This window comes from Bradyrhizobium sp. MI1.11 (genome assembly GCF_055811255.1).
Window position 1 is genome coordinate 20,822 of the sequence record NZ_JBVVPM010000020.1, and the last position, 25,396, is coordinate 46,217.

Here is a 25,396-nt window from a genome sequence, read left to right on the forward strand (position 1 = left end):
AGGCCCCGCGACGGGTCTAAATGTGCACTGGGTGCAACTTTGCAAGTGATGAAGTGATTTGAAGCTTTCGAAAGTCGCCGGGAAATCAGTCAACAGGCGCACCAAGCCATTGCCGGCAGGAGCAAAATCCGCCGATGGCACCGGCCTGCGCCAGCGCAAATTGCAAGCGACCCGCGAGCGGTTGACCCGCGCCGCGATGGCGCTATTCCTGGAGCGCGGTTTCGAGGCCACGACCATCGACGATATTGCGGCCGCGGCGGACGTGTCGCGACGCAGCTTCTTCCATTATTTCGCCTCGAAAGAGGACGTGGTCGCGGCTTGGCAGGAAGGCGCCGCCGCCGCGCTGGTCGCGGAGGTCGTGGCGCGGCCGGCGGGCGAAACCATGCTGACGGCGGCGGAGAACGCGATCGCGGCGGCGCTCAAGCGGATCGATCCGGCGGAGGCTGCGGCCATGTCGCGGCTCAAGCGCGATAATCCCGCTCTTCGGGCGCGCGACCAACTCAAATACGAGAAGCTCGAGCGGGCGCTGGCCGAAGGGCTCGCCCAGCGCGCCAGAACCAAATCGGACCAGCTGAAGGCGCGGCTCGTCGCCATGATCGCCACCGGCGCGATGCGCGTCGGCGGCGAGAGCTGGATCGCCGGAGGAGCGCGGGAGAAGCCGGAAGCTTTCGTCAAGCGCACCTTCGACGCGATCAGGGCAATCTTGGCGTGAGGCCGCTCACTCCTTGAAGAACGCCAGCAGGTCGGCGTTGATGGTCTCGGCGTGCGTCGTCGGCATGCCGTGCGGGAAGCCCTTGTAGGTCTTCAGCGTGCCGTTCTTCAACAGCTTGGCCGACAGCGGCGCGGAGTCGGCGTAAGGCACGATCTGGTCGTCGTCGCCGTGCATCACCAGCACCGGCACATTGATCTTCCTCAAGTCCTCGGTGAAGTCGGTCTGCGAGAACGCGACGATGCCGTCATAATGGGCCTTCGCGCCGCCCATCATGCCCTGGCGCCACCAGTTCTGGATCACCGCTTCCGACGGCTTTGCGCCGGGTCGGTTGTAGCCATAGAAGGGACCGGCCGCGATGTCGCGGTAGAAGCTGGAACGGCCGGCAGCGAGTTGCACCTGGAAATCGTCGAACACGCTCTTCGGCAGGCCGCCGGGATTGGCCTCCGTCTTCACCATCAGCGGCGGCACCGCGGAGAGGATCGCGGCCTTCGCCACCCGGCTCTCGCCGTGGCGCGCGATGTAATGCACTACTTCGCCGCCACCGGTGGAGTGGCCGACATGGATCGCGTTCTTGAGATCGAGATGCGCCGTTACGGCCGCGAGATCATCGGCATAATGATCCATGTCGTGGCCGTCGGCGACCTGCGACGAACGGCCATGGCCGCGACGGTCATGCGCGATGACGCGATAGCCGTGCGTCACGAAGAACATCATCTGCGCGTCCCAGTCGTCGGCCGACAGCGGCCAGCCGTGGCTGAACACGATCGGCTGGCCCGAGCCCCAGTCCTTGTAGAATATCTCGACGCCGTCCTCGGTGGTGATGGTGGGCATTACTAGGCTCCTTGAATGATCAGGCGAACGCCATCGGCTTGAAGCGGCGCCAGGCGCCGATGGTGAGCACCACGAAGAACACCAGCACGAGGCCCTGCACCACGGCGAACACGGGACCTCCCGGTGGATTTGGTGCCACGGCAGGTGCGAGCGCGGCGAGCGCCGGCACCTTCAGGAACGACTGGATTACCAGCACGAAGACGTTGAAATACAGCGAGATCATCGCGGTCACGATGTAAACCGGACGCCAGATGCCAGAGAGCTTCATGCCGTAGATCGCGAGACAGGCGATCGCGAGCAGGACCAGCGAGATGATGCCGATGATATGCGACGGCAGCAGCTCCTTGAACGGAAACAGGAAGCCGGTGGCGCTGGTGAGGATCGTGAACAGCAGGAAGATCGCGGTGAGGCCCGGCATCGGCTTCGAGCCGAGCAGGCCAAACATCACGACGAGGCCGGCGACGATGCCGATCAGGCTGATGATGACATGAACCAGCGTGAAGGCGGGCAAGCTCAACCCAAGAACCATGACATCTCTCCTAATCTCCGCATTGGGATCGGATTGATATTACGGTCCTCATCGGATTGCCACCTGCGCGACGTCACACATGCGTGCGCAGCCATGCGTCATCGTGCGAATCGAAAACGCATGGCTGAATTTTTGCAACGCTGTCGCAAACGACGGCAGTTGTAGCCCGCGAAGTCGAAGCGGCTCACACTTCCTTGGTGTCGAAGATCAACAGGTCGGCGCCGCCAGTGGCGAATTTCGGCACGTCGCCGGCGGCCGCCTTGCCTGCTTCGCTGCCGAAGGCCGACTGGATGGCGGCGACGTTGTCGAAGGTGAGAATGGCAACAAGGTGAATTCCGGAAGGCCCGGCGGGGGAGCCGACCGTGCCCGTGCTGACGGCGTATTTCTTCAAGCCGGGAAGTTTCTTGGCGAGCGGAATGTGGGTCTCGGCATAATGCTTGTCGAAAGCGGCAACATCCTTGGGCGTCTTGTAGAGCACGACGAGTTCGGCCATTTAGTCCTCCCGTTAATAGTTTTCTTTGTCGATCCTCATGGTGAGGAGCGTGCGAAGCACGCGTCTCGAACCATGAAGGCCCGGCTTTTGCATCCGGGCCTTCATCCTTCGAGACGCGGCCTTCGGCCGCTCCTCAGGATGAGGGGAGATAGTCCCGCATCACACCGCAGGATGGCAAGCCTCATTCGACTTGCCATTTACTTGCCTTGTCCCTGACTAAAGCGCCGGTTTTGCGGCGTCGCCGAGGAAGCCGTGCAGGGAGGCCACGACCTGCGCGCCCTCGCCGATGGCGCCGCCGACGCGCTTGACCGAGCCGGAGCGGACGTCGCCAACGGCGTAGACGCCGGGCACCGACGTCTCCAGCGGCGCGACCAGCCGGCCCTGGTTCTGCTCGGACTGCGCGCCGGTGACGACGAAGCCGCCGCGATCGAGCGTCACGCCGCAGCCGTCGAGCCAGCTGGTGGCGGGATCGGCGCCGACGAACAGGAAGAGATTGCGGATGTCGGCGAAATCCTCGTCGCTCGAGAGCCGGCTCTTCCAGCGGATGCGCCGCAGCAGCGAAGCCTCGTCGCCTTCGAGCGCCGTGATCTCGGTGTTGAACATCAGTTCGATGTTCGGCGTGGCTTCGATGCGCTCGATGAGATAGCGCGACATGCTGGCGCCGAGGCCGCCGCCGCGGATGATCATCAGCACCTTTTTGGCGTGTCCCGACAGGAACACGGCGGCCTGTCCCGCGGAGTTGCCGGCACCGACCAGCGCGACCTCCTCGCCGGCGCACAGCTTCGCCTCGACCGGCGAGGCCCAATACCAGACGCCGCGGCCTTCGAACTTGTCGAGGTTCTCGATCTCGGGCCGGCGATAGCGCGCGCCGCTTGCGACCACCACCGCGCGCGAATGCAAGGGATCACAGCCGTCGAGCGCCACCGAAAACGCGCCGTCCTTGCGCGTGCAGTCGAGCGACTTCACCGTCACCGGGATCATGATCTCCGCGCCGAACTTTTGTGCCTGGTTGAAGGCGCGCGCGGTCAGGGCCTGGCCGGAAATTCCGGTCGGAAAGCCGAGATAATTTTCGATGCGCGCGCTGGCGCCGGCCTGGCCGCCGAAGGCGCGGGTGTCGAGCACGGCGACCGAGAGGCCTTCGGACGCGGCATACACGGCGGTAGCGAGCCCGGCCGGCCCGGAGCCGACGATTGCGACGTCGTAGATGCGGTCGTTGCGCGGGCCGCCGATCATGCCGATCGCGCGCGCAAGCTCGGTTTCGCCGGGATTGCGCAGCACCGCACCATCGGGGGTGACGACCAGCGGCCAATCGTCCGGCTTGGGCGAATAACGCGCGATGACATCGGCGGCGTCGCGATCGCGCGCGGGATCGAGCAGATGATGCGGCTGACCGTTGCGGGTGAGGAAGCCCTGCAACCGCACCACGCCTGCCGAATGCGACGGACCGATCAGCACCACGCCGCCAACGCCGCCCTGGAGCAGATTGACCCGGCGCAGAATCAGCGCGCGCATGATGCGCTCGCCGAGTTCAGCCTCGGCGACCAGCAGCGCGCGCAGCCGCTCCGGTGGCAACAGCAGCGTCTCGACATCGCCTTCGGCGCGGCCGTCGACCAGCGCCGGCCGTCCCGAGAGCTGGCTCAACTCGGCCAAAAATTGCCCCGGCCCCTGGTCGATCAACGGGGTGACATGGCCAAGGCCGTCGCGCTGGGTGATGGCGACGTGGCCCTTCAGCACGACGAACATGCCCGGCCCGGGCTTGCCGGTCTCGAACAGGAATTCCCCATCGGCGTAGTTGCGGACCTCACCGAAATGCCTCATCCGCTCGATCTCGGCTGATGTCAGCGCCGGAAAGGTCTGCTCAGGGCGGGTGAACCGCGACATCTGCGCGTCACCGTCGGGTCGTTGCTGCTCGTCCTGCCCCATTGCCACGGCCATGCACTCCAAAAAATTCTAGTCGCCGGTCTTGTCGGCTATCTTGCCGGCGGTCCCCTCATCTAGGGAATCATCTTCGTTCTGCGAGGGGCCGCCACTTGCGGCCCGTTCGCGCGCCTGCATCCTTCGCCGCTTCAGGTTTTCGCGCAGCGCCGATTTGAGCCGGTCGTCGCGGGACGCCCTCGCCTGTCTGGAGTCCTGCTTCGTGCTCTTGTCGTTCTCGTCTGCCATCGAGGTCCATTACAGCGATCGGCGATAACATGCCCGAGGAATAAGGCAGCTCAAGAGGGCCGCGCGATCCGATCGTGCGAAAATCGAAATGGATCGAATCCGGCGCATCGGGCAACTGGCCAGTTGGGTGGGGATATCGGAACCGAATCCGCGGAAAGTCGGCCGTTTCGAGCCAAAACAGGCATTTTGGCCCCGATATCGACCCGATTTTATCGCTTTGGCGGAGCTAGCAAGCTTGCACAGGAGGGGGGCTTGTGGCAGATATCGGCCCGCTTGGTAGGCCCCTCGTGGCGGCCGATTCTTACCCCAGCACATGCTGCCGTAGCTCAGTGGTAGAGCACTCCATTGGTAATGGAGAGGTCGACAGTTCAATCCTGTCTGGCAGCACCATTCCCTCGCTCAAATCGCACATGAAGCAGCCTTCTCGCGGCACCAAATGCCCGAGTTTTGCTTTTTTCGTAGCCCTCCTCTGTGAAGAGGGCGCAGGGAAGACCGGGTGCCGGCTGGCACCCGCGGTCCGCTGCGCAAAGATGTAGCGCAAAGAGACCGCACAGCAGCACACAGGTGACGCCGAACACTCGGCCTTCCCTGCGCAGTGGGTTGACGGCTTATGCCGCGCTCTCCCCGGCGACGAGTTCCTTTTTGTCACCGTCGCCTTGCGAATTGACGATGGACAAAGACCCGGTAGAGCCCCGATCCATCTCCGCAAGGCTTGACCGTAGCAACGACGGCCAGGACCACACGATTTTGCCGTACGCAGCGATCCGGCTTCGCCAAGAGGCTTCGCCGGACACGTCCTGCTTCGCCCAAAAGGACTTCGCAGGGCGTTGGCGCCGTTCGTCCGCACGCTAGACAAGACCTCACGAGGTTCATCTCGCCCTGGTCCCCGCCTTCGTGCCCGACGCTGCCGCGTCCACCGCCCCCCGATCCACGTTCGTTACGACGGACGATCGCCCCTCTCCCTGGACCGGGATGGCGGATTGATACTGCGATTCCGAATTTCGGTAAAGTGGAATATTTTTGTGAGAGGGGATTGACGGGATTTTGCGGAAGGTGGGTGTTTTGTCCGACGGGTCAGATTGGCATGACCGACGTTAGCCTTAGGCGGCCATGGCGGGCGTTATTGGGAATCGTCTTCATCTGATGCGAGTACAGCGCGAACAACGTCGCCCAGGTTTATGCTGAGGCGCGCTCTCGCTTCATTTTCGTCTTCAGCATGCACCACGTACGACACTTTCGGCAGAACGATGGTGAGAACTCTTACGACGGCTCCTAGCTGCTTCTTGTTCATCGCTAAACGGATCGTTGACTGAAGCCAATTTCTTCATTCTCTCGAAGATACCGGGAGTGTGGTCCTCTAAGGCAGCAACGGCTTCCTGTATCTGCTCGTCGGTATAGAACGTGCCCATGAAAACATCTCAGCTCGTAGGATGGGTAGAGCGCAGCAAAACCCATCGAGGCCTCGTTCGGTGACGAAATATGATGGGTTTCGCAGTGCTCTACCCATCCTACGCACTGTGCCCGGTAAACCGATCATCAGACCGGCGAAGCCGTCGGCATAGCTCGCGATTAATGTTTTGCAGGACGATCACATAGGCATGGATATCGGCCTTGTAGCAGGCGTAGAGCTTTTGGGCCGTCAGCTCGTACAGCACCGTCGGACTCTCCGCGATCACCGTGGCGGAACGATTCTGCATTTCGATCAGCGTCATCTCGCCGAAGAAATCGCCGGGCTCCAGAACGGAGATCGGGATCACGCGCCCCGCATTCGCCCGTTTGCTCACCGCCAGCCGGCCGGATTTGACGATGAACAGCGAGCGTCCGGGCTCGCCCTCCGTCACGACGGTTGCTCCGGTATCAAATCGGCACTCGACCAGCATCGACATCAGGAGGTCGAGACTTTGATCCGGGATACCGCCGAAGAACGGTGTGGCGAGCAGGAATGCTTTCAGGTCGGGGACACTGACGGCCATCGCGGAAGGTTACGCCCCGTCGCTGACTGCGGCAAGCGGGGTAGCCTGCTCCGTCATTGCGAGCGTAGCGAAGCAATCCAGAATCTTTCCGCGGAGGGACTCTGGATTGCTTCGTCGCAAGTGCTCCTCGCAATGACGAGTTGAGAGAGCTTCGCCTCTTGAGCCCAGTGAGCTACTGCCGCGCGACACTTTCCCCCCGCAGCGTCCTTCGCTTTCGCCACACTTGCAGGTCAATCATGACCTTCACGGTTGCCACGAGGATCAACACGCACAGCACCGCCTTCGAGATCGTCTCCATCGTCCCCTCGATCAGCAGGCAATGCGCCACACTGCCTGCGACGATGACGATCGCGAGGGGAATATGGACGATGCGCCAGGTGCGCAGCCGCAGTCCCAGGCGGCGGCGCAACGCGGCCAGGACCGCAACGGTGAAGATGGCCCACATCGCGGTCACGCCGAAGGGGGAGAACGGCGTCGGTGAGGTATAGGTCAGGGCGTCGATCATATCGGGCGGACTGGTGATCCAGAGGCCGGCGACGTGGATCACCACCGCCAGAGCGAGCGCGCCGCCGATCCAGCGATGGGCGCGCCGGCCGCGATAGGCCGACAGGCCCGGCAAATATCCGCCGATTAGCAGGGGCTGAGCGAGCACGAGACCGAGCGCGACGATGCCCGCGAAGCCGGCGAGGATGTAGAGCGCGCCGCGCCATGCGAGTTGCTCGCTTGTTGCGGCGGCGGCGATCGGCACGCCGATGGCCAAGGCAAGGGCGACCCAGATCAGGGGCGCCCGGGCCGATCGCCACCCTTTCATTCGCAATGCGGTCAGGCCGGCTGCAGCACGAAATGCGCTTCCAGGCTGGTTTCCTTTGGGCTCCGCATCACCGGCCGCAGGAAGACGGTTTTGAACTCGCCGCTGTCATAGGCGAGATGGCCATGCGGCTGGCCGAAGATGGGAATGATCTGCGGCATCTCGAGCCGGAACTTGCCGTCCTTGTCGGTGAGCGTGGCGCCATGGCTTTGCGGCTCGTGCTCTTGTCCCTCGGTGGTGTGCGCCCAGATCTGGATGCGCTGGCTTGCGAGCGGCGCGCCGGCGCCGGCGCGGCGCACGGTACCGCTCATCCAGAAGCCGCCCTTGCCGATCCGCTCCACGATCGCTGCGCCCTTGCGGTAATTGTTCGCGCCGCCCGACATCGTCTCGGTCGGCGCGAGGCCGTCCGCACGGGCAGGCAACAGCAGGCCGGGAACGCCGGTTGCCAAAATCCCGGTGGCGACGATCGAGCCGCCAGCGGCAAGGAGGTTGCGGCGATTGAGTAGGACCGTGGTCATGTCGGTTCCTCCTGCAACAGAGCAGGGCTCTGGCAATGGTACAACAACAGACGCGAGACGCCCAGTTGGGGCGAGGGGTGGAACGGGGCGCGATGACGGTGTTGTGAATGGGGTTTAGGCCGCTCGAACAGCTTCGTAGGATGGGTAGAGCGCAGCGAAACCCATCGAGCCTTGTTCGATGAAGACGCATGACGGGTTTCGCTGCGCTCTACCCATCCTACGCGCCGACACTACATGTATTCTCAGCCGCCGCGCGTCATCCTCCTCCACTTCGGTACCGAAATGATCCCCTTCTCCGTGCTCGACCTCGCGCCCATCCGCCAGGGTGGCGACGCGTCACAAGCGTTCCGCAATTCGCTCGATCTCGCGCGGCGCGCCGAGGGTTGGAGCTACAAACGGTTCTGGCTGGCCGAGCATCACAACATGACGGGCATCGCGAGCGCGGCGACGTCGGTGGTGATCGGGCATGTCGCGGGCGGCACCAAAACCATCCGCGTTGGCTCCGGCGGGATCATGCTGCCGAACCATTCACCGCTGGTCATCGCCGAGCAGTTCGGCACGCTGGCCTCGCTCTTTCCCGGGCGGATCGATCTTGGGCTCGGCAGGGCGCCGGGCACCGACCAGTTCACCGCACGCGCGCTGCGCCGCGATCTCGCCACCAGCTCCGAGAATTTTCCGCAGGACGTGCTGGAGTTGCAGGCGCTGCTCGGCGACGTCAAGCCGAACCAGACCATCCGCGCCGTGCCGGGCATGGGGACGAAGGTGCCGCTGTGGATCCTGGGATCCAGCACCTTTGGTGCGCAGCTCGCGGGCATGCTCGGCCTGCCGTTCGCGTTCGCCTCGCATTTCGCGCCTCAGATGATGATGCCGGCGCTGCGGGAGTATCGCGCGCGCTTCGAACCCTCGGCGCAGCTCGACAAGCCCTATGCGATGGTGGGCGTCAACGTGTTCGCCGCCGACAGCGACGCGGGCGCGCAGCGCATGTTCTCCTCGCTGCAGCAGCAATTCATCAATCTGCGCCGCGGCACGCCCGGCCCGCTGCCGCCACCGGTCGACGACATGGACGCGCTGTGGTCGCCGGCCGAGAAGGCCATGGCCGGCCAGTCGCTGTCGTGCTCGGCGGTCGGCTCGCCTGACATGGTCGAAGCGAAGCTGAAGGCTCTGATCGCCGAGACCGGCGCGGACGAACTGATGACCACGGGCCAGATCTACGATCACGTTGCGCGACTGCACTCGTTCGAGATCGCGGCTGGGGTAAGGGATCGGCTGGCGGGGTGAGCGCAGAGTTTGTCGCCCGACAAAGGTGCGTTCCCTCCCCCCTTGTGGGGGAGGGCTAGGGAGGGGGGTAGCCCAGGAAAAGGTGCTGGTTGTAGATGATGCGCTCAGGGCCGGTGCGCGAAGGAAAGAATCCCCGCGTGGCACCCCCCTCCCTGCCCCTCCCCCACAAGGGGGAGGGAACGGAGAGAGCGGTATTCGCGGTTAAACTCGACTCGGCTTCAGCTCATCTCGCCCTAAGCCGGAAAGCCGAACAGCTTGGCCGGATTGTGCACCAAAATCTTCTCCAGCTCCGCCTGATCAGGCGCGTAGCGGTACATCAGCTCGAGCAGATCGGCGTCGTTGGGCGGCTGCTTGACCGAGACCGGATGCGGCCAGTCGCTGGCCCAGACGCAGCGGTCGACTGCGGCCTCGATATAGGCGCGCGCGATCGGGATGACGTCGTCGTAAGGCGCACCGCGCTTCGAGGTCTTCTCGCCGAGCGACAGCATCACCCAGAAATTGCCCTTGGCGAGCAGTTCGAGCATCTTGCGCAAATTCGGATCGTTCCTGCCGGCTTCCGGATCGGGACGCGCCATGTGGTCGATCAGCACGGGCACGTCGAGATTCTCGTATTTGGCGACGCTGGAAACGATGCCGTCCTTCTCGGGCTGGATCTTGACGTACCAGCCGAGCTCGCGGATGCGCGCAATCGCGCGGGCGAAATCGGCATCCGACAGCACGGCGCCGAGCTCCTGGCGGAAGCTGAAGCGCGCGCCGCGGACACCTGCATCATGCAGCTTGGCGAGATAAGTGTCGTTCGCCTCCGCGAACACCAGCGCGTTGGCGCAGCCGCGATAGTTCGGGCCCATCGCGGCGAGACCGTCGAGCACGACGGCATGATCGGCGCCGTAGGTCGTGGTCTGCACGATGATGCCGCGCTCGATGCCGAGCGTCTTGTGCACGCGCAGCGCCGCTTCCCAGGTCGCGGTCGGCATCCGATAGGCCGCACCCGGACGCTCCGGATATTTGTCGATGGGGCCGAGCACGTGAAACTGGCTGTCGACGGTTTTGGGCGGCGGCGCCTTGACCGGGCGGCGCGGGTTCGGGTCGAACGGCAGATAGGTCGGCATGCGCGAAACTCCCTCAGTCGATTACGGCGGTGAAGTCGCACTGCACCAGCGCGCCGCCATCCATATTGTCCATCGGCAGCGCGTGGCGCGCCGGGCGCGAATGCTCGTCCGGAAACATCTTCAGCCATTCGACATTGACCGGGCCGCGCTGCGTACGGTCCTTCAGCCACACGGTCATCTTGATGATGTCGTCCGTCGAGCCGCCCGCGGCCTCCACCGTCGCCTTCATATGCGCGAACATGTTGGCGCATTGCGCGTCGAGACTCTCGGGCATCGCGCCAGCCGCATCGCGGCCGAGGATGACACCCGACATCACGAGATTGCCGATGCGGCAGGCGTTCGGAATCGGGTTGGCGTGCTTGAAGCCGCCGATATGGATGCTCTTGCGCCGCGTGTGACCGGTCATGATGCGCTCCCTCTTGCTTATTGGTTCAGACGAACTGGCACGACACTGAGCCGAACGCGCCGTAGTCGGCATGAAACGTGTCGCCGCGGCGGATGTCGACCGGACGCGTGAACGACCCCGCCAGCACCACCTCGCCGGCGGCGAGATGCTCGTCATGCGGCGCCAGGCGGTTGGCGAGCCAGGCGATGCCGTTGGCGGGATGATTGAGCACGCCGGCCGCAAGCCCGGTCTCCTCGACCTCGCCGTTGCGGAACAACAGCGCGCCGATCCAGCGCATGTCCGCGTCCATCGGGCGGAACGGCCGGCCGCCGAGCACCAGCGCGGCATTCGCCGCGTTGTCCGAGATCGTGTCCATCATCTTTCGCGCCTTGCCGGTGTCGGGATCGACGCGGTGCATGCGCGTCTCCAGGATTTCCAGCGCCGGGGTCACGTAGTCGGTGGCGTTGAGCACGTCGAAGATGGTGCAACCGGGCCCGCGCAGCGGCGCCTTCAGCACGAAGGCGAGCTCGACCTCGATGCGCGGCGCGTGAAAACGGTCGAACGGAATCGGCGTGGCATCGGAATAGAACATGTCGGCGAACAGCACGCCGTAATCCGGCTCGGAGATGCCGACCGCGTTCTGCATCGCCTTCGAAGTCAGGCCGATCTTGTGGCCCTTGATGACCCGGCCGCGTCCGAGCTGGAGTTTGGTCCAGGCGCGCTGAACGGCATAGGCATCCTCGATGCTGAAATCGGGATAGTCTTTGGTGAACATCGTGATCAGCGTCTTGCTGCGCTCGGCTTCGTCGAGCCGCGCGGCAAGGCGTTCGATCGTGGCGGTGTCCAGCATGACTTAACTCTCCGCAGCCACGGTGTTGCGCAGCACGCCGATGCGGCTGGATTCGACCTCAACGACATCGCCGACTTTCAGCCAGCGCGGCGGGTCGAAGCGGGCGCCGGCGCCGGTCGGCGTGCCCGTCACGATCATGTCGCCGGGCTTGAGGGTTGCGAAGGTGGAGAGATAGGAGATCAGAAAGTCGAACGGAAACATCAGCCGCTCGGTGGTGTCCTGCTGCCGCACCTCGCCGTTGACGCGCGTGGTAATGTCATGAGGCCCGCGCGGGTCGAGCTCGTCCGACGTGACGATCCACGGACCGATGCTGCCGGAGCGATCAAAATTCTTGCCCTGGGTGACGTTGAACTTGCCGTGGCGCAGCCAGTCGCGGATCGTGCCCTCGTTGCACAGCGTCATGCCGAAGATGTGCGCCCACGCCTTTTCGCGCGGAATGTGGCGGCCGCCCTGGCCGATCACGATGACGAGTTCGCCTTCGTAATCGAGCTGATCCGAGACCTCAGGCTTCTCCAGCGGCTGACCGGAGCCCGTCATCGAGGACATGCTGCGCACGAACAGGCTGGGATATTTGGGCAGATCGGAGCTGTCTTTATACTCCGCATTGCGCTCGGCGTAATTGACGCCGATGCACCAGAGCTTTTCCGGCGACAGCACCGGCGGAAGCAGCACGAGATCGTCGAGCGTGTAGTCCGGCTTTTGTCCGGCGACGGCTTCCTGCGCGTCGGCCAGCGCATTGGCCGCGATCAGCGCCCTCAGGTCAGAGAAGTCGCGGCCGATCCGCCGGGTCAGGTCGACGACACCGCCTTCGATGGCGGCACCATAGCGCGGCTCTCCGTCCAAGAGATAGCTTAGGAGTCGCATGGTCGTTCTCCAATGGTCTTGAGGTGCTGCCGGGGCAGCGCGCTCAGTCTTTCGATTTGGGGGTCTGGAACACGCCGCGCAGCGTCACGATCTCGCCGAGCCGGGCGTAGCGCGGTCCGCCGATGCGCGCGATCGGATCGAGCGCCGCGGTTTCGACCTTGCCGTCGTTCACGAGGCCGTCGCGGAGGTGGAACATCACGACTTCGCCGACGATCAGGCGGCTGCGGGCGTCGCCGAATTCCAGGCACTGCCGGAAGCGGCATTCCATCGCAACCGGTGCAATACTCAGCCGCGGCACCTTGATGCGCTCGCTCGGGAGCGTCTCGAGGCCAAGCTCCGCGACCTCGCTGATCTCAGGCGGATGCTCGACCGACGAGTCGTGCACGGCCTGCATCAGCGGGGTATCGGCGATGTGGATCACATATTCCTCGGTGTCGAGAATGTTGTGCGCGGTGTCCTTGTAGTCGGCGCCCTTGCGGCCGACGCTGATGGCCAGCATCGGCGGCTTCTGCGAGACGAAGGTGAAGGCGCTGAACGGCGCGAGGTTGAGCACGCCTGCGCGGGACAGGCTCGTCACCCAGGCGATCGGACGCGGCACCACGATGCCGGTCATCAGCCGGTAGATGCGCTCGGCGCCGAGCTCGGTGGGGTCGATCCGCATCGATCAATCCGCCTTGATGTTGGCCTTGCGCACGATCGGAATCCATTTGGCGTCCTCGCGCTCGAGATAGGCCCTGAATTCATCGGGCGTCATCGCGACGGCTTCTCCGCCGAGCTTCTCGAACTTGTCGGCCACGGCGGGGTCCTTCAGGATCGCGGTCAACGCGTCGTGCAGCTTGTCGATCACGGGCGCCGGCGTGCCTGCCGGTGCGAACAGGCCGGTGAAGGTCTGGCCGTCAAAATCCTTGTAGCCGAGCTCGGCAAACGTCGGGACATCGGGCAGCGACTTCAGGCGGTGCGGGCTGGTGACGGCCAGCGCCCGGAACAGGCCGGCCTTGATGTGCTGCAGGCTGACCGTGAGCTGGTCGAACGCGAACTGTACCTGACCGCCCAAGAGATCGTTGACCGCAGGCGCATTGCCGCGATAGTGCGCGGTGACCCATTGCAGGTCGAGGCTGGACTGCATCAGCTCACTGAGCAGATGGTTGGTGGTGCCGGGACCGGGCGAGGCCATCGTCAACTTGCCCGGCTCGCGCTTGGCAAGGTCGATGAATTCCTTGAAATTCGTCGCCTGCACCGACGGATGCACCTCGAGCACCAGCGGCGTCATCGAGATCGTCGTAATCGGCAGGAAGTCCTTCTTCCAGCTGTAGACGTCGCGCTTGTTGATTTCGGTCGCGAACAGCACCGGGCCGTTGGCGCCGACGAACAGCGTGTAGCCGTCGGGCGCGGATTTCGCGAACGCCTCGCCCGCGATCATGCCGCCGGCGCCCGCCTTGTTCTCGATGATGAAGGGCTGGCCAAGCTTTTCCTGGAGCTTGTCGGCGATGATGCGCGCGGCGCTGTCGACATTGCCGCCGGCCGGATAGGGCACGATCAGCTTGACGTTGCGCGACGGCCATTGCTGGCCGGACGCCGGTCCCGTCAGCATCGCCGCTGCGGCAGCGATGGCAATCCAGATTAATCTCATGTTAACCTCCCGGCGGCGCTTCCAATTTTACGTCGATTTGCCTGACGTCGTACACGGCATCTCGATTCGGAGCGCAATCTCCAGATGCGCGCTTTACCTGTCGAGTGAATTGTGGCGTTCTTGTCCATATTATGGACAAGACCGCTTCCGCGAAATCCACCCGCCGCATCACCGAACCGCGACAGGGTGCGCAGGCGATCCGCCGCGCGCTCGCGGTGCTGCGCATTCTTGCCGCCGGCCGCGAGGACGGCGTGCCGCTGGCAGAGGTGGTGCGGGCGACCGGCCTCACCCGCCCGACCGTGCATCGCATCGTCCACGTGCTGATCGAGGAAGGTATCGTCGAACGGCATGACAAAACCGGCCGCTACGCGATCGGCAACCAGGTGCCGGAGCTTGCGCTCGCACGGGCTCGGCCGTCGCGGCTGCTGATCGCCGCCAATCCGTCGCTGCAACGTGCGTCGACCGAGATCGGCGACACGCTGTTCCTGACGGTGCGGACTGGCAACGACACGCTGTGCGTCGACCGCAGGATCGGTGTCTATCCGATCCAGGTGCTGTCGATCGAGGTCGGCGTCTCCAGCGCAGGCGTTGCCATCCTCGCCGCGATGCCGGCCCAGGACGCGCGAAAAATCGTCGCTGCCAATGAGAAGAGACTGGAGGCTTACCGGACCGACGCTGCGACGGTGCTGGGCCAGGTCACCGCCGCAAGACGGCTGGGATATGGCATGAGAGAAATTGGTCTCGTGCAGGGCACGAAATCGATCTCCACCTGGATCAAGACCCCGGACGGCCGCCCCGCCGCCGCGATGACCGTCTCCGCCGTTCGGACGAGGCTCGGCCCGCGCCGCGAGCAGGAGGCCGCGGAGATCCTGCTGCGGGAGGCGCGGATCATCGAGCAGGCGATCCGGGGTTAGACAACGCAGTCAATGGGCTGACGCAGCGCGCATTTTTGTGGCACAAGGGCCGCCTCCCGCCGACTGAGCAACGAGGCCACGCATGCCCGCGCCAAAACCGCCCGCCTTCGAAACCCTGAGCCTGCATGCGGGCCAGCATCCGGATCCCGCGACCGGCGCCCGCGCGGTGCCGATCTACCAGACCACGTCCTACGTGTTCCAGGACTCCGATCACGCCGCCGCGCTGTTCAACCTCGAGCGCGCCGGCCACATCTATACGCGCATCTCCAATCCGACCACCGGCGTGCTCGAGGAGCGGCTCGCGGCGCTGGAGGGCGGCGTCGGCGCGATCTGCACAGCGAGCGGCATGGCGGCGCTGCATCTGGCGATCGCGACGCTTCTGAACGCCGGCGACCATATCGTCGCATCGAGCTCGCTCTATGGCGGCACCATCAACCTGCTCGCGCACACGCTGCCGCGCTTCGGCATCACCACAACGTTCGTGAAACCGCGCGATCTCGATGCGTTCCGCGCGGCGATCAAGCCGAACACGAAGCTGGTGATCGGTGAGACCATCGGCAATCCCGGGCTCGAGGTGCTGGACATTCCGAAGGTCGCGCAGATCGCGCATGACGCGAAGATTCCGCTGCTGATCGACAACACCTTTGCCACGCCCTATCTCAGCCGTCCGATCGAACTCGGGGCCGACATCGTCATGCATTCGGCGACCAAATGGATCGGCGGCCACGGCATCGCGATCGGCGGCGCCATCGTCGACGGCGGCCGGTTTGATTGGCGCTCATCCGGAAGATTCGGCGTGCTGACCGAACCCTATGGCGGTTATCACGGCATCGTCTTCGACGAGCAGTTCGGCACCGCGGCCTTCATCATGCGTGCGCGCACCGAAGGCCTGCGCGATTTCGGCGCTTGTCTATCCCCGACCAACGCGTTCCAGCTGTTGCAGGGCGTGGAGACACTCGGGGTGCGCATGGACCGCCATATGCAAAACACGCACCTCGTGCTGGAAGCACTGAAGTCCAACAAGGCCGTGGATTGGGTGCAGCATCCCTCGCTGGAAGATCACGCGGACTACCAGCTGGCAAAACAGTTGCTGCCGCGCGGCGCCGGCTCGATTGTCTCCTTCGGCATCAAGGGCGGGCGGCCCGCGGGCCGCAAGTTCATCGAGCAGCTGCGCATGATCAGCCATCTCGCCAATGTCGGCGATGCCAAGACGCTGGTGATCCACCCTGCCTCGACCACGCATCAGCAGATGGACGCCGAACAACTTAAGTCCTCCGGCATCGGCGAGGAGCTGGTGCGGCTCTCGGTCGGCATCGAGACCGCAAGCGATATCATCGACGATCTCGCGCAGGCGCTGCGCATCTCGCAAAAGGTCTGACACCATGAAGCTCTCCGTCAACGGCGCCGAGGTGCTGGTCGCAACCGGTGGCCGCGACTTCGACAGATCCCTGCCCGCGGTCGTCTTCCTCCATGGCGCCGGCTTCGACCATTCGACCTGGGCGCTGCATACGCGCTGGTTCGCCCATCACGGCTTTGGCGTGCTGGCGCCTGATCTGCCCGGCCACGGCCGCTCGCCCGGACCTTCGCTTGGCAGCATCGCCGAGATGGCCGACTGGACGGCGGCCCTGCTCGATGCGGCCGGAGTGACGAAAGCGCATCTGATCGGCCATTCCATGGGGTCGCTGATCTCGCTGGAGACGGCCGCACGTCACCCCGACAAGGTGTCCGCGCTCAGCCTGATCGGCACGGCCGCGACCATGACCGTCGGCCCGGATCTGCTGAAGGCGGCCGAAGCCAATTCGCAGGATGCAAACGACATGGTCGCGATCTGGGGGCTCGGCTTCAACGCCGAGCTCGGCGGCAGCCTCGCACCGGGCCTGTGGATGCATGGCGGCGCGCAGGCCGTGTTGAAACACTGCGAGCCGGGCGTGCTGTTCCGGGATTTGTCGGCCTGCAATGCTTACGCGAATGCGCTTCAGGCAGCCGCGAGCGTGAAGGTGCCCACGACGCTCATCCTTGGCGAACGGGACATGATGACGCCGGTGAAGGCCGGCAGGGCGCTCGCCGCGGCGATCCCGCATGCGAAGACCGTCATCGTGCCCGGCGCCGGCCACATGATCATGGCCGAACGCCCGGATGAATTGCTGGCGGCGCTACGGAACTGACAGGATCAATCGTCCATCTTGCGCGTTGCGGTCAGACATCCCTGTGAATTCCAGAGGGAACCGGACCCATGCCAAGACAGCAAGTCGTTCGCAAAGCCAGGCAAGACAAGCGTGCCGGTAAATCGGCAAGCACGCAGGCCGGCGAATTCGTCAAGGACCAGATCGACAAGATCCGCAAGGGCAAGCATGGTGCGCGCTCGACGAAACAGGCCATCGCCATCGGTCTGTCCGAGGCGCGCCGCGCCGGCGTCGATCTTCCGCCGCCGCGCAAGGGACGCGTCAAGAAGGCGACGCGACGCAGCGCCAAATATGCCTATGAGGTCGGTCAGGGCAAGCGCACCGCGAAGCGCCGGCCGCGCGTGTCGCGGGCCGTCGAAAAGGTTTTGAAGAAGGAGCCGCGCTCGACCGCATCGCGCAGCGCACTGTCGAAACAGGGCAAGCGCGCCGCGAGCCAGCGATCCGCCGCGTCGCGTTCAGCCACCGCGCGCAAGGCGAGCCGCACCAAGGGCGCCAAGGCCCGCTCCGCCGCCGCAAAGAAGGCGGCACGCACCAGGGCGCGCCGCCGGAGTTAAGTCTGGTCCCCTCAGGAGCCCGGCGTCCACTTCCAGACGATGTCGGACACGTTGACTGGCTTCGGGATCAGGCCCAGTTTTGCAAAACGGTCGGCGACGGCCTGCTGGCTCTTGGTCACCTCTGCATCCAGCGGCACCACGCGATAGGTGGAGCGGTTGACGAAGCGGCTGACAGCTTCGATGTCGACGCCGGTCGCCTCGGACTGAGCCTTTGCTACCTCCTCATGGTGAGATTCCGCCCATACGCCTTCGGAGGCGAAGCTCGCGTTGAGCTTTGCCACCAGCGAAGGATACTTCTCTACGAAGTCCGTCCCGGCGATGTAGAAAGCGTTCGGCTTGTGGACATCCCTGTCGAAGGCGATGACTCGGGCGCTTTCCTTCAATTCAGCAAGCGCCAGATATGGATCCCAGATCGACCAGGCATCGACCGAGCCCTTCATGAAGGCGGCTGTCGCATCAGCCGGGGCGAGCGGTGCCGGCGTGATGTCGGACCAGGCGAGACCGGCCTTCTCGAGCGACGCGACCAGGAGGTTGTGCGCACTCGATCCCTTGGCGAAGGCAACGCGCTTGCCCTTGAGGTCTGCGAGCGATTTGATCGGTGAATTCTTCGGCACGATGATCGCCTGAGTGTCGCCGTCCGACTTCACCGCCGCAACGTAGCGGATCCTGGCGCCGCCGGCTTGCGCGAAGATCGGTGGGGTATCACCGACGAACCCGAAATCGACGCTGCCGACATTGATGGCCTCCAGCAGCGGCGGACCAAACTGGAAGTCGATCCATTTGACCTCGATGCCGAGCGGCTTGAAGGCGCTTTCGAGCGTCTGGCGCTGGCGAACCGCGGGGAAGAAGCCGCCCTTCTGCGTACCGATGCGGATTTCCGCCGGCTTGTCCTCCGCGCGCGCAGGTGGGGCCAAGGCCGTCGCGAGCAGCAGGCTGGTTGCGAGGATGTATCGTCGGGTCATCATCATGTGGTCCTTTCGGTGGTTTCAGCTGGCAAAGAAGCGAGAATTCGCGCGCCGGCTCCGTTCGGAGAACACGGCACGGGCGGCACGCTCGGCCTCGCGCGCCGAGCGGAACTGCCTGCCTTCGAGGCTGTCGAACAGACGCTCGGAGGAGAAGAAGCGGAAGCCGCGCGTATCCTTCGTGACGATGCCGGCGGCGCGGTCGTGGATCTCGATGATGTAAGCGTTCGATTGAGTTCGGGACATGACTGCTCGTTCGCCGGGATCTCGGCGTTCCTGTCTCGGGATTTGCTGGGTGAGGTGCTGCTAGAAGACGGCGGTCAGCAACAACAGGCGCCGGTGGCCGCCGAGAAACAGCGCCGCGTCATGCACACATGCATGTCGTCCCTATTGCGCTGCTGATCGGTTCTCATATCGCGGCTTCGGCTCGAGGAGCAGTTTCGATGCCTCGACTATCGAGTGTTTGGCGCGATCGGTCAATGAAATGGCTATCCATAATTACCACCGGCGCGCATCGGCACTTCTCCGGGCGCGAGCGCAGGCAATCGAATTTATCTCGCGATGAGTTCTTTCCTTCTCCCCTTGCGGCAGAAGGTGGCGCGAAGCGCCGGATGAGGGGTTGCCTCAGCGAATCCTGAAGAGAGTCGCGCGCGGAGAGAACCCCTCACCCGTCTCGCCGCTGTCGCGGCGAGCCACCCTCTCCCGCAGGGGGAGAGGGAAGAGAGCTCACCACATCGTCGCCGCGGCCCGCTCGCGCCAGGCGCGATCATATTCCGCGCCGCCGACCTTGTTCTCGCTCATCTCGGCGAGGATCTGGCCGGGCGTCGGCAGTGTCTTGGGGTCGATGCGCTTGTCGGGATTCCAGAGATCGGAGCGGACGATGGCGCGGGCGCACTGGAAGTAGATTTCGTGGACCGTCATCACCATGACGCTGCGCGGCGCCTTGCCGTCGACCTTGAAGGAAGCGAGCAGTTCGGGATCGATGGAAACATAGGCCCGGCCATTGGCGCGGACCGCATTGCCGGAGCCGGGGATCAGGAACATCAGCGACACCCTGGGATCGCGCACGATGTTGCGCAAGGAATCGACCCGATTGTTTCCGCGGCGATCCGGCAGCATCAGCGTCTTCGGGTCGTGAATGCGGACGAAACCGGAGAGATCGCCGCGCGGCGAGCAATCGATCCCCTCGGGTCCGATGGTGGCGAGCGCGGCGAACGGCGCCTTTTCGATGAAGGCCCGATAGAGCGGGGTGACGTGGTCGGCGACTTTCACGGTCGAGGCGTCGTTGGTGACGCCGTAGATGGCCTCTAGCTGCTCGACCGTTTCGATCACCGACATTCCAGTCTCCTTGTTGTGCCGGCTATTCGTGCCAGCCTTGATTTCTGATCACGCGCAGAAGCTGGCGGCCATGATACTCCGCGCTGCCCGCGTTGAGAATGGTGACGTCGGCCTGCGCCGATGCGTCGCCGACGCTGCGCGTCAGCCGGTCCGCGATATTGCCGTCGCTGTCCCGGGCGCGGGCGGCAAGCCGCTGCGCCAGCACATCCGGTGGCGCCGTGATCGCGACCACCACGACGTTTGCATAGGTCTGGCGTAGCGCGCCGATCACCGTGCGCGAAACATTGGCCACGACGGCGCGTCCGGCACGAATATCATCGTTGAGGTCGAGCGGCAGCGCGTAGCAATGCCCATGCGCTTCCCAATGCACGGCGAAATCCCCACGCTCGAGCGCGCGCCGGAATTCGTCAGGGCTCACCGCGACATTGTCTTCGTCGGCTGAGGATTCGCGCGTCACGACACGGCGCGGAAAGACGATGTCGTGATCCTCGATGCATGCTGCCTGCGCCAGCCGCAGCAGCGTGTCCTTGCCGGCACCGCTGGGGCCGACCACGAGCACGAGCCGGCCAGGGCCGATCGCATCCGTCTCGTCCTCCGCCACGGTCGCGGCCTCGCTCATGCGACGCGGCTCCCCTCGCGCCAGACGCTGCGGACCGCGGGGACGCTGCCCGCAACATGCACGCGGATCAAATCGGCACGCTTGCCGACCGCGATCTCGCCGCGGTCGGACAGGCCGACTGCCTCGGCGGGCGCCTTCGTCACCGTGCGGATCGCCGCCGCAAGACTGATGGCAGGCACATGCTCCGGCAAATGTAGCGCGGCCATCAGAAGGCTCGAGGGAATGTAGTCCGACGACAGGATGTCGAGCAGGCCTTCGCGAGCGAGATCGACCGCGGCGATGTTGCCGGAATGCGAGCCGCCGCGCACGACGTTCGGCGCGCCCATCAGGATGTCGATGCCGGCCTCGTGCAGGCCGCGCGCGGCCTCCAGCGTGGTCGGAAATTCCGCGACCGAAACGCCATCGCGCACGGCGTCCACGACGTTCTCCTCGGTGGTATCGTCATGGCTCGCCAGCGGGATCTTGTACTTGTGTGCCAGCGCCACGATCTCGCGCATGTTGGTCGCCGCATAGGCCTTCTGATATTCGAAGCGCTTCGCGAACAGCTGGTCGAGCTCGGCATCGGTCTTGCCGCCGCCCTTGCCGCGATAATAGTCGCGCAGCTTGCCTTCGTCGCGGAACTGGCGCTGGCCGGGGGTGTGGTCCATCAGCGACATCAGCCGCACGTCGGGACGGTCGATCAGCTCCATGGCCTCCTCGACCACGCTCGGCATCGGGATTTCGCAGCGCAAATGCAGGAAGTGATCGGCACGCAGCAAATTGGCATCGCGTGCGGTGGTGATCGCGGCGGCGAGCGTGCCGGCGCGTCCGTCGACTTCCTCGGCGCCATCCTCGCGCCAGACCCGGAGCGAGTCGAACACCGTGGTGATGCCCGATGTCGCGAGCTGGCCGTCATAGGAGACGACGGCGGCGACCGGATTCCAGAACACTTTTGGCCGCGGCACGTAATGCGCCTCGAGGTGATCGGTGTGGAGCTCGATCAGGCCGGGCATGATCAGATCGCCGGCGGCATCCTCGGCCCCGGCGGGCGCCCTGCCCTCACCGATTTCGGCAATGCGTCCATCGGCGAGAGCAAGCCAGCCCTGCTCGATCACCCGCTCCGCCAGCACGATCCTGGCGTTGGCGATCACGATGTCCTTCTTGGCGTTCATATCCATTTCCTTCAGGCCGCGGCGGCGAAGCTGGTGACGTCGACGATGCGGTCGGCAATCTGATGACGGATTTCGTCGTCATGGACAATGGCGACCATGGCGACGCCCCGGCGTTTCTTTTCGGCGACCAGCTCGACCACGACGGCGCGGTTGGCGGCATCCAGCGAGGCGGTAGGCTCGTCCAGCAGCAGGATCGGCAGATCCGAGATGAAGCCGCGCGCGATGTTGACGCGCTGCTGCTCGCCGCCGGAGAAGGTCGCGGGCGGAAGCTGCCAGAGCCGCTCGGGGATATTGAGCCGATGCAACAACTCGCCCGCGCGCGTCTGTGCGTCGACACGAGCCAGGCCGTTGACGATCAGCGGCTCGGCGACCACGTCGACAGTGGCGACGCGTGGCACCGCGCGCAGGAACTGGCTGACATAGCCGATGGTCGCGCGGCGGATGTTGAGGACCTGCCGCGGCTCGGCAGTGGCAAGATCGACCAGCGCGCCGCGATGGCGGATGCCGATGCGGCCGGAGTCGCAGCGGTAGTTACCGAAGATCATCTTCAGGATCGACGATTTTCCGGCGCCTGATGGCCCCGACAGCACGACGCATTCGCCAGGATTGACGTGGAAGGTCACGCCGCTGACGACTGGCAATTCGATGCCGCCCTGCAGGTGCATCGTAAAGGTCTTGTTGGTGTTGGCGACGTCAATCATGGCGATCATTGAAAAACTCTTCCGGGAAGGCTCATGGCGGCAGAATCGAGGAGACGAGGAGCTGGGTGTAGGGCTCGCGGGGATCGTCGAGCACCTGGTCGGTGAGGCCGGTCTCGATGACGCGGCCGCCCTTCATCACCATCACGCGATGCGACAGCAGGCGCGCGACCGCGAGATCATGGGTGACGATGATGACCGCGAGGTGCAGCTCGGCGACGAGACTGCGCACGAGGTCGAGCAGGCGGGCCTGGACGGAAACGTCGAGGCCGCCAGTCGGCTCGTCCATGAACACCAGCCGCGGCTCGGTGACGAGGTTGCGGGCAATCTGGAGGCGCTGGCGCATGCCGCCGGAATAGGTGCGCGGCGCATCGTCGATGCGTGCGATGTCGATCTCGACGCGGGTCAGCCAGTCCGACGCGGTATCACGGATGCGGCCGTAATGATTCCAGCCCACTGCCATCAGCCGCTCGCCGACATTGGCGCCGGCCGAGACCGCCATGCGCAGACCCTGCGCGGGATCCTGGTGGACGAAACCCCAATCGGTGCGAAACAGAAACCGCCGCTCGGCTTCGCCCAGCGTGGCAAGATCGCGGGCGACGCCGTCGCGCATCCGGTAGGACACCTGGCCGCCGCTGGCCGCGAGCTGACCTGACAGGAGCTGAAGCAGCGTCGATTTGCCCGAGCCGGATTCGCCGACGATCGCCAGCACCTCGCCGGGATAGAGCGCAAAGGACACGTCGCGGCATGCGGCGATCCGGCCGTAGGACTTGCTGAGGGATTTTGCGACCAGCAGCGGCTCGTCGTTTTCGAGCATGTCTTGATCAGCCATTCGGTGCCTCCTGCGCCTTCTCCTTGTACGGCGCGGCGCTGAGGCTGCCGTGGTGGCCGGCGGCCTGGCGGCCCTCGCAATAATCGGTGTCGGAGCAGACGAACATGCGGCCGCCCTTGTCGTCGGTGACGATCTCGTCGAGATAGGAATTTTCCGCGGCGCATAGCGCGCAAGGCGCATTAAAGCGATACGGCTCGAAGGGATGGTCTTCGAAGTCGAGCGACACGACTTGCGTATAGGGCGGGATCGCGTAGATGCGCTTTTCGCGGCCGGCGCCGAACAATTGCAGCGCCGGGCAATTGTCCATCTTGGGATTATCGAATTTCGGCGTCGGCGAGGGGTCCATCACGTAGCGCGCATTGACCTTCACCGGATAGGCGTAAGCCGTCGCGATGTGGCCGAAGCGGGCGATGTCCTCGTAGAGCTTGACATGCATCAGGCCGTATTCGGCGAGCGCATGCATGCGCCGCGTCTCCGTCTCGCGCGGCTCGAGGAAACGTAAAGGCTCGGGGATCGGCACCTGATAGACCAGCACCTGATTTGCGTGCAGCGACGTCTCCGGGATGCGGTGACGGGTCTGGATCACGGTCGCATCTTCTGTGGCCGTCGTCGTGGCGACGCCGGCGGTCTTGGCAAAGAACTTTCGGATCGAGATCGCGTTGGTGGTGTCGTCAGACCCCTGGTCGATCACCTTGAGCACGTCCTGCGGACCAAGAAGCGCGGCCGTCACCTGCACGCCGCCGGTGCCCCAGCCATAGGGCATCGGCATTTCGCGGCTGGCGAACGGCACCTGATAGCCGGGGATCGCGATCGCCTTGAGGATCGCCCGGCGGATCATCCGTTTGGTCTGTTCGTCGAGATAGGCGAAATTATAGGTAGGCGCGTTCATTCCGCGGCCTCCTTCATGGCGTCAGGCGCATTGGCCTCCGCAAACGCTTCAGAAAACTCTTGGCGCAGCTTGCGCAACAGGCCGAGCTCGGACTGGAAGTCGACATAATGCGGCAGCTTCAAATGCTCGACGAAGCCGGTCGCCTGGACGTTGTCCGAATGCGACATCACGAATTCTTCATCTTGTGCGGGGGCGAGTGCCTCCTCGCCGAGCTCGCGCGCGCGCAACGCGCGGTCGACCAGCGCCATTGACATCGTCTTGCGCTCGCTCTGGCCGAAGGCGAGGCCATAGCCGCGGGTGAAGCACGGCGCTTCGGTCGCGGAGCCCTTGAATTGATTGACCATCTGGCACTCGGTGAGTTCGATCGAACCGAGCGGCACGGCGAAGCCGACGTCTTCCGCCGAAAATTCGACTTCGACCTCGCCGAAGCGGATCTCGCCGGCGAAGGGGTGGTTGCGGCCGTAGCCGCGCTGGGTGGAATAGCCCATCGCGAGCAAGAAGCCTTCGTCGCCACGCGCAAGGTTTTGCAGGCGCAGGTCACGATCGGCAGGAAAATTCAGCGGCTCGCGGGTGAGATCGCCGACGCTGGCGCCCTCTTCGGCCTGCGGGGAGGGCTCGATCAGGCCGTCGCGGCCGAGAATATCCGTCACCCGCGGCGTGGGCACTGTCGATGCTTCGGCCGTCGCCGGCGCTTCCGGTACGAAGCCTTCGGCGAGCGAGGGATCGAGCAGGCGGTGGGTATAATCGAAGGTGGGGCCAAGGATCTGGCCGCCGGGAATGTCCTTGAAGGTCGAGGACACCCGCCGCTGCACCCGCATCGCGCCGGTCTCGACCGGCTCGCTCGCGCCGAAGCGCGGCAGCGTGGCGCGGAAGGCGCGGATCAGGAAGATCGCCTCGATCAAATCGCCGCGCGCCTGCTTGATCGCGAGCGCCGCGAGCTCGCGGTCATAGAGCGAGCCTTCGCTCATGACGCGGTCCACGGCGAGGCCAAGCTGCTCCGAAATCTGGTCGAGGGAAATTTCCGGCACGCTTTGATCGCCGCGCCGCGCACTGGCGAGCAGGCGATGGGCGTTCTCGATGGCGCGTTCGCCGCCTTTGACTGCGACATACATG

30 protein-coding genes and 1 tRNA gene are annotated in these 25,396 nt (G+C 64.7%); 7 read left to right on the plus strand and 24 right to left on the minus strand.

Annotated features, from left to right (window positions below):
• Positions 1 to 58 precede the first annotated feature (58 nt).
• On the plus strand, positions 59 to 712 hold the full coding sequence (locus tag AC0L30_RS20490) for a TetR/AcrR family transcriptional regulator (protein ID WP_219682456.1): 654 nt from the start codon (positions 59 to 61) through the stop codon (positions 710 to 712).
• Positions 713 to 718: 6 nt separating this feature from the next.
• On the opposite strand, the gene AC0L30_RS20495 is transcribed toward AC0L30_RS20490, so the two are convergent.
• The 5 genes from AC0L30_RS20495 to AC0L30_RS20515 form a co-directional block, all read right to left on the minus strand.
• Complete coding sequence (locus AC0L30_RS20495) at positions 719 to 1,543, minus strand: alpha/beta fold hydrolase (protein ID WP_354126889.1); 825 nt, start codon at positions 1,541 to 1,543, stop codon at positions 719 to 721.
• Positions 1,544 to 1,562: 19 nt separating this feature from the next.
• Positions 1,563 to 2,072, minus strand: coding sequence for a hypothetical protein (locus AC0L30_RS20500; protein WP_354126890.1), 510 nt, complete (start codon positions 2,070 to 2,072; stop codon positions 1,563 to 1,565).
• A 184-nt stretch (positions 2,073 to 2,256) separates the two neighbouring features.
• Complete coding sequence (locus AC0L30_RS20505; RefSeq protein ID WP_354126891.1) at positions 2,257 to 2,565, minus strand: EthD family reductase; 309 nt, start codon at positions 2,563 to 2,565, stop codon at positions 2,257 to 2,259.
• Positions 2,566 to 2,781: 216 nt separating this feature from the next.
• On the minus strand, positions 2,782 to 4,488 hold the full coding sequence (locus tag AC0L30_RS20510) for an FAD-dependent oxidoreductase (protein ID WP_473366899.1): 1,707 nt from the start codon (positions 4,486 to 4,488) through the stop codon (positions 2,782 to 2,784).
• Positions 4,489 to 4,515: 27 nt separating this feature from the next.
• Positions 4,516 to 4,728 (minus strand): hypothetical protein, encoded by a 213-nt coding sequence (locus AC0L30_RS20515; RefSeq protein ID WP_473405020.1) that lies wholly within the window; start codon positions 4,726 to 4,728, stop codon positions 4,516 to 4,518.
• 315 nt (positions 4,729 to 5,043) lie between these two features.
• On the opposite strand from AC0L30_RS20515, the gene AC0L30_RS20520 reads away from it, so the two are divergent.
• Positions 5,044 to 5,118, plus strand: a tRNA-Thr gene (locus AC0L30_RS20520).
• An 821-nt stretch (positions 5,119 to 5,939) separates the two neighbouring features.
• On the opposite strand, the gene AC0L30_RS20525 is transcribed toward AC0L30_RS20520, so the two are convergent.
• The 4 genes from AC0L30_RS20525 to AC0L30_RS20540 all read right to left on the minus strand — a co-directional run bounded on the left by AC0L30_RS20525 (position 5,940) and on the right by AC0L30_RS20540 (position 8,027).
• Positions 5,940 to 6,137: a hypothetical protein gene (locus AC0L30_RS20525; RefSeq protein ID WP_473405021.1), complete on the minus strand. Its 198-nt coding sequence runs from the start codon at positions 6,135 to 6,137 to the stop codon at positions 5,940 to 5,942.
• Positions 6,138 to 6,236: 99 nt separating this feature from the next.
• Entirely contained in the window at positions 6,237 to 6,701 is a 465-nt protein-coding gene (locus tag AC0L30_RS20530; RefSeq protein ID WP_219682461.1) for a Crp/Fnr family transcriptional regulator, read from the minus strand.
• Between the two features lie 172 nt (positions 6,702 to 6,873).
• Positions 6,874 to 7,512, minus strand: coding sequence for a ferric reductase-like transmembrane domain-containing protein (locus AC0L30_RS20535; protein WP_473405022.1), 639 nt, complete (start codon positions 7,510 to 7,512; stop codon positions 6,874 to 6,876).
• Positions 7,513 to 7,523: 11 nt separating this feature from the next.
• On the minus strand, positions 7,524 to 8,027 hold the full coding sequence (locus AC0L30_RS20540; RefSeq protein ID WP_473405023.1) for a peptidase associated/transthyretin-like domain-containing protein: 504 nt from the start codon (positions 8,025 to 8,027) through the stop codon (positions 7,524 to 7,526).
• 282 nt (positions 8,028 to 8,309) lie between these two features.
• Between AC0L30_RS20540 and AC0L30_RS20545 the strand changes: the two genes are divergently transcribed.
• Entirely contained in the window at positions 8,310 to 9,305 is a 996-nt protein-coding gene (locus AC0L30_RS20545) for an LLM class flavin-dependent oxidoreductase (protein WP_473405086.1), read from the plus strand.
• A gap of 233 nt (positions 9,306 to 9,538) precedes the next feature.
• Here the strand turns inward: AC0L30_RS20545 and AC0L30_RS20550 are convergent, their stop codons facing one another.
• Genes AC0L30_RS20550 through AC0L30_RS20575 form a run of 6 tightly spaced genes read right to left on the minus strand, consistent with a single transcriptional unit; the run spans position 9,539 to position 14,143 of the window.
• Positions 9,539 to 10,414 (minus strand): amidohydrolase family protein, encoded by an 876-nt coding sequence (locus AC0L30_RS20550; RefSeq protein ID WP_473405024.1) that lies wholly within the window; start codon positions 10,412 to 10,414, stop codon positions 9,539 to 9,541.
• A 13-nt stretch (positions 10,415 to 10,427) separates the two neighbouring features.
• Positions 10,428 to 10,820 (minus strand): RidA family protein, encoded by a 393-nt coding sequence (locus AC0L30_RS20555; protein ID WP_063994176.1) that lies wholly within the window; start codon positions 10,818 to 10,820, stop codon positions 10,428 to 10,430.
• Positions 10,821 to 10,845: 25 nt separating this feature from the next.
• Complete coding sequence (gene hpaH, locus AC0L30_RS20560; protein WP_473405025.1) at positions 10,846 to 11,649, minus strand: 2-oxo-hept-4-ene-1,7-dioate hydratase; 804 nt, start codon at positions 11,647 to 11,649, stop codon at positions 10,846 to 10,848.
• 3 nt (positions 11,650 to 11,652) lie between these two features.
• Positions 11,653 to 12,513 carry a fumarylacetoacetate hydrolase family protein gene (locus tag AC0L30_RS20565; RefSeq protein WP_473405026.1) on the minus strand — a complete coding sequence of 287 codons (861 nt, stop codon included), beginning with the start codon at positions 12,511 to 12,513 and terminating at the stop codon, positions 11,653 to 11,655.
• 43 nt (positions 12,514 to 12,556) lie between these two features.
• Positions 12,557 to 13,174 (minus strand): flavin reductase family protein, encoded by a 618-nt coding sequence (locus AC0L30_RS20570; protein WP_007597595.1) that lies wholly within the window; start codon positions 13,172 to 13,174, stop codon positions 12,557 to 12,559.
• Between the two features lie 3 nt (positions 13,175 to 13,177).
• Positions 13,178 to 14,143: a Bug family tripartite tricarboxylate transporter substrate binding protein gene (locus tag AC0L30_RS20575; protein WP_473405027.1), complete on the minus strand. Its 966-nt coding sequence runs from the start codon at positions 14,141 to 14,143 to the stop codon at positions 13,178 to 13,180.
• Positions 14,144 to 14,274: 131 nt separating this feature from the next.
• On the opposite strand from AC0L30_RS20575, the gene AC0L30_RS20580 reads away from it, so the two are divergent.
• The 4 genes from AC0L30_RS20580 to AC0L30_RS20595 all read left to right on the plus strand — a co-directional run bounded on the left by AC0L30_RS20580 (position 14,275) and on the right by AC0L30_RS20595 (position 17,794).
• Positions 14,275 to 15,057: an IclR family transcriptional regulator gene (locus tag AC0L30_RS20580; RefSeq protein ID WP_473405028.1), complete on the plus strand. Its 783-nt coding sequence runs from the start codon at positions 14,275 to 14,277 to the stop codon at positions 15,055 to 15,057.
• Positions 15,058 to 15,139: 82 nt separating this feature from the next.
• Complete coding sequence (locus AC0L30_RS20585; RefSeq protein WP_473256292.1) at positions 15,140 to 16,435, plus strand: O-acetylhomoserine aminocarboxypropyltransferase; 1,296 nt, start codon at positions 15,140 to 15,142, stop codon at positions 16,433 to 16,435.
• Between the two features lie 4 nt (positions 16,436 to 16,439).
• Complete coding sequence (locus tag AC0L30_RS20590; RefSeq protein ID WP_473405029.1) at positions 16,440 to 17,222, plus strand: alpha/beta fold hydrolase; 783 nt, start codon at positions 16,440 to 16,442, stop codon at positions 17,220 to 17,222.
• 68 nt (positions 17,223 to 17,290) lie between these two features.
• Complete coding sequence (locus AC0L30_RS20595) at positions 17,291 to 17,794, plus strand: DUF6496 domain-containing protein (RefSeq protein ID WP_007597601.1); 504 nt, start codon at positions 17,291 to 17,293, stop codon at positions 17,792 to 17,794.
• Between the two features lie 11 nt (positions 17,795 to 17,805).
• Here AC0L30_RS20595 and AC0L30_RS20600 read toward each other — a convergent pair whose 3' ends face one another.
• From AC0L30_RS20600 to AC0L30_RS20640, 9 genes are all read right to left on the minus strand, one after another.
• Positions 17,806 to 18,759: an aliphatic sulfonate ABC transporter substrate-binding protein gene (locus tag AC0L30_RS20600; RefSeq protein WP_007597603.1), complete on the minus strand. Its 954-nt coding sequence runs from the start codon at positions 18,757 to 18,759 to the stop codon at positions 17,806 to 17,808.
• Positions 18,760 to 18,780: 21 nt separating this feature from the next.
• A complete protein-coding gene (locus tag AC0L30_RS20605) occupies positions 18,781 to 19,002 on the minus strand; it encodes a hypothetical protein (protein ID WP_007597604.1) in 222 nt (73 codons plus the stop codon).
• Positions 19,003 to 19,482: 480 nt separating this feature from the next.
• Positions 19,483 to 20,094, minus strand: coding sequence for a pyridoxamine 5'-phosphate oxidase family protein (locus AC0L30_RS20610; RefSeq protein ID WP_473405030.1), 612 nt, complete (start codon positions 20,092 to 20,094; stop codon positions 19,483 to 19,485).
• A 22-nt stretch (positions 20,095 to 20,116) separates the two neighbouring features.
• A complete protein-coding gene (gene phnN, locus AC0L30_RS20615; protein WP_473405031.1) occupies positions 20,117 to 20,713 on the minus strand; it encodes a phosphonate metabolism protein/1,5-bisphosphokinase (PRPP-forming) PhnN in 597 nt (198 codons plus the stop codon).
• Positions 20,710 to 21,864, minus strand: a complete 1,155-nt coding sequence (locus AC0L30_RS20620; protein ID WP_007597607.1) for an alpha-D-ribose 1-methylphosphonate 5-triphosphate diphosphatase — start codon at positions 21,862 to 21,864, stop codon at positions 20,710 to 20,712. Before AC0L30_RS20620 ends, phnN begins: the two co-directional genes overlap by 4 nt.
• Before the next feature lie 11 nt (positions 21,865 to 21,875).
• Positions 21,876 to 22,574: a phosphonate C-P lyase system protein PhnL gene (phnL, locus tag AC0L30_RS20625; protein ID WP_473405032.1), complete on the minus strand. Its 699-nt coding sequence runs from the start codon at positions 22,572 to 22,574 to the stop codon at positions 21,876 to 21,878.
• 22 nt (positions 22,575 to 22,596) lie between these two features.
• Positions 22,597 to 23,394, minus strand: coding sequence for a phosphonate C-P lyase system protein PhnK (phnK, locus tag AC0L30_RS20630; RefSeq protein WP_007615531.1), 798 nt, complete (start codon positions 23,392 to 23,394; stop codon positions 22,597 to 22,599).
• Positions 23,387 to 24,283 (minus strand): alpha-D-ribose 1-methylphosphonate 5-phosphate C-P-lyase PhnJ, encoded by an 897-nt coding sequence (locus tag AC0L30_RS20635; RefSeq protein WP_473405033.1) that lies wholly within the window; start codon positions 24,281 to 24,283, stop codon positions 23,387 to 23,389. The genes phnK and AC0L30_RS20635 overlap by 8 nt, the downstream gene beginning before the upstream one ends.
• Complete coding sequence (locus tag AC0L30_RS20640) at positions 24,280 to 25,395, minus strand: carbon-phosphorus lyase complex subunit (RefSeq protein ID WP_473405034.1); 1,116 nt, start codon at positions 25,393 to 25,395, stop codon at positions 24,280 to 24,282. Before AC0L30_RS20640 ends, AC0L30_RS20635 begins: the two co-directional genes overlap by 4 nt.
• Position 25,396: the final 1 nt, after the last annotated feature.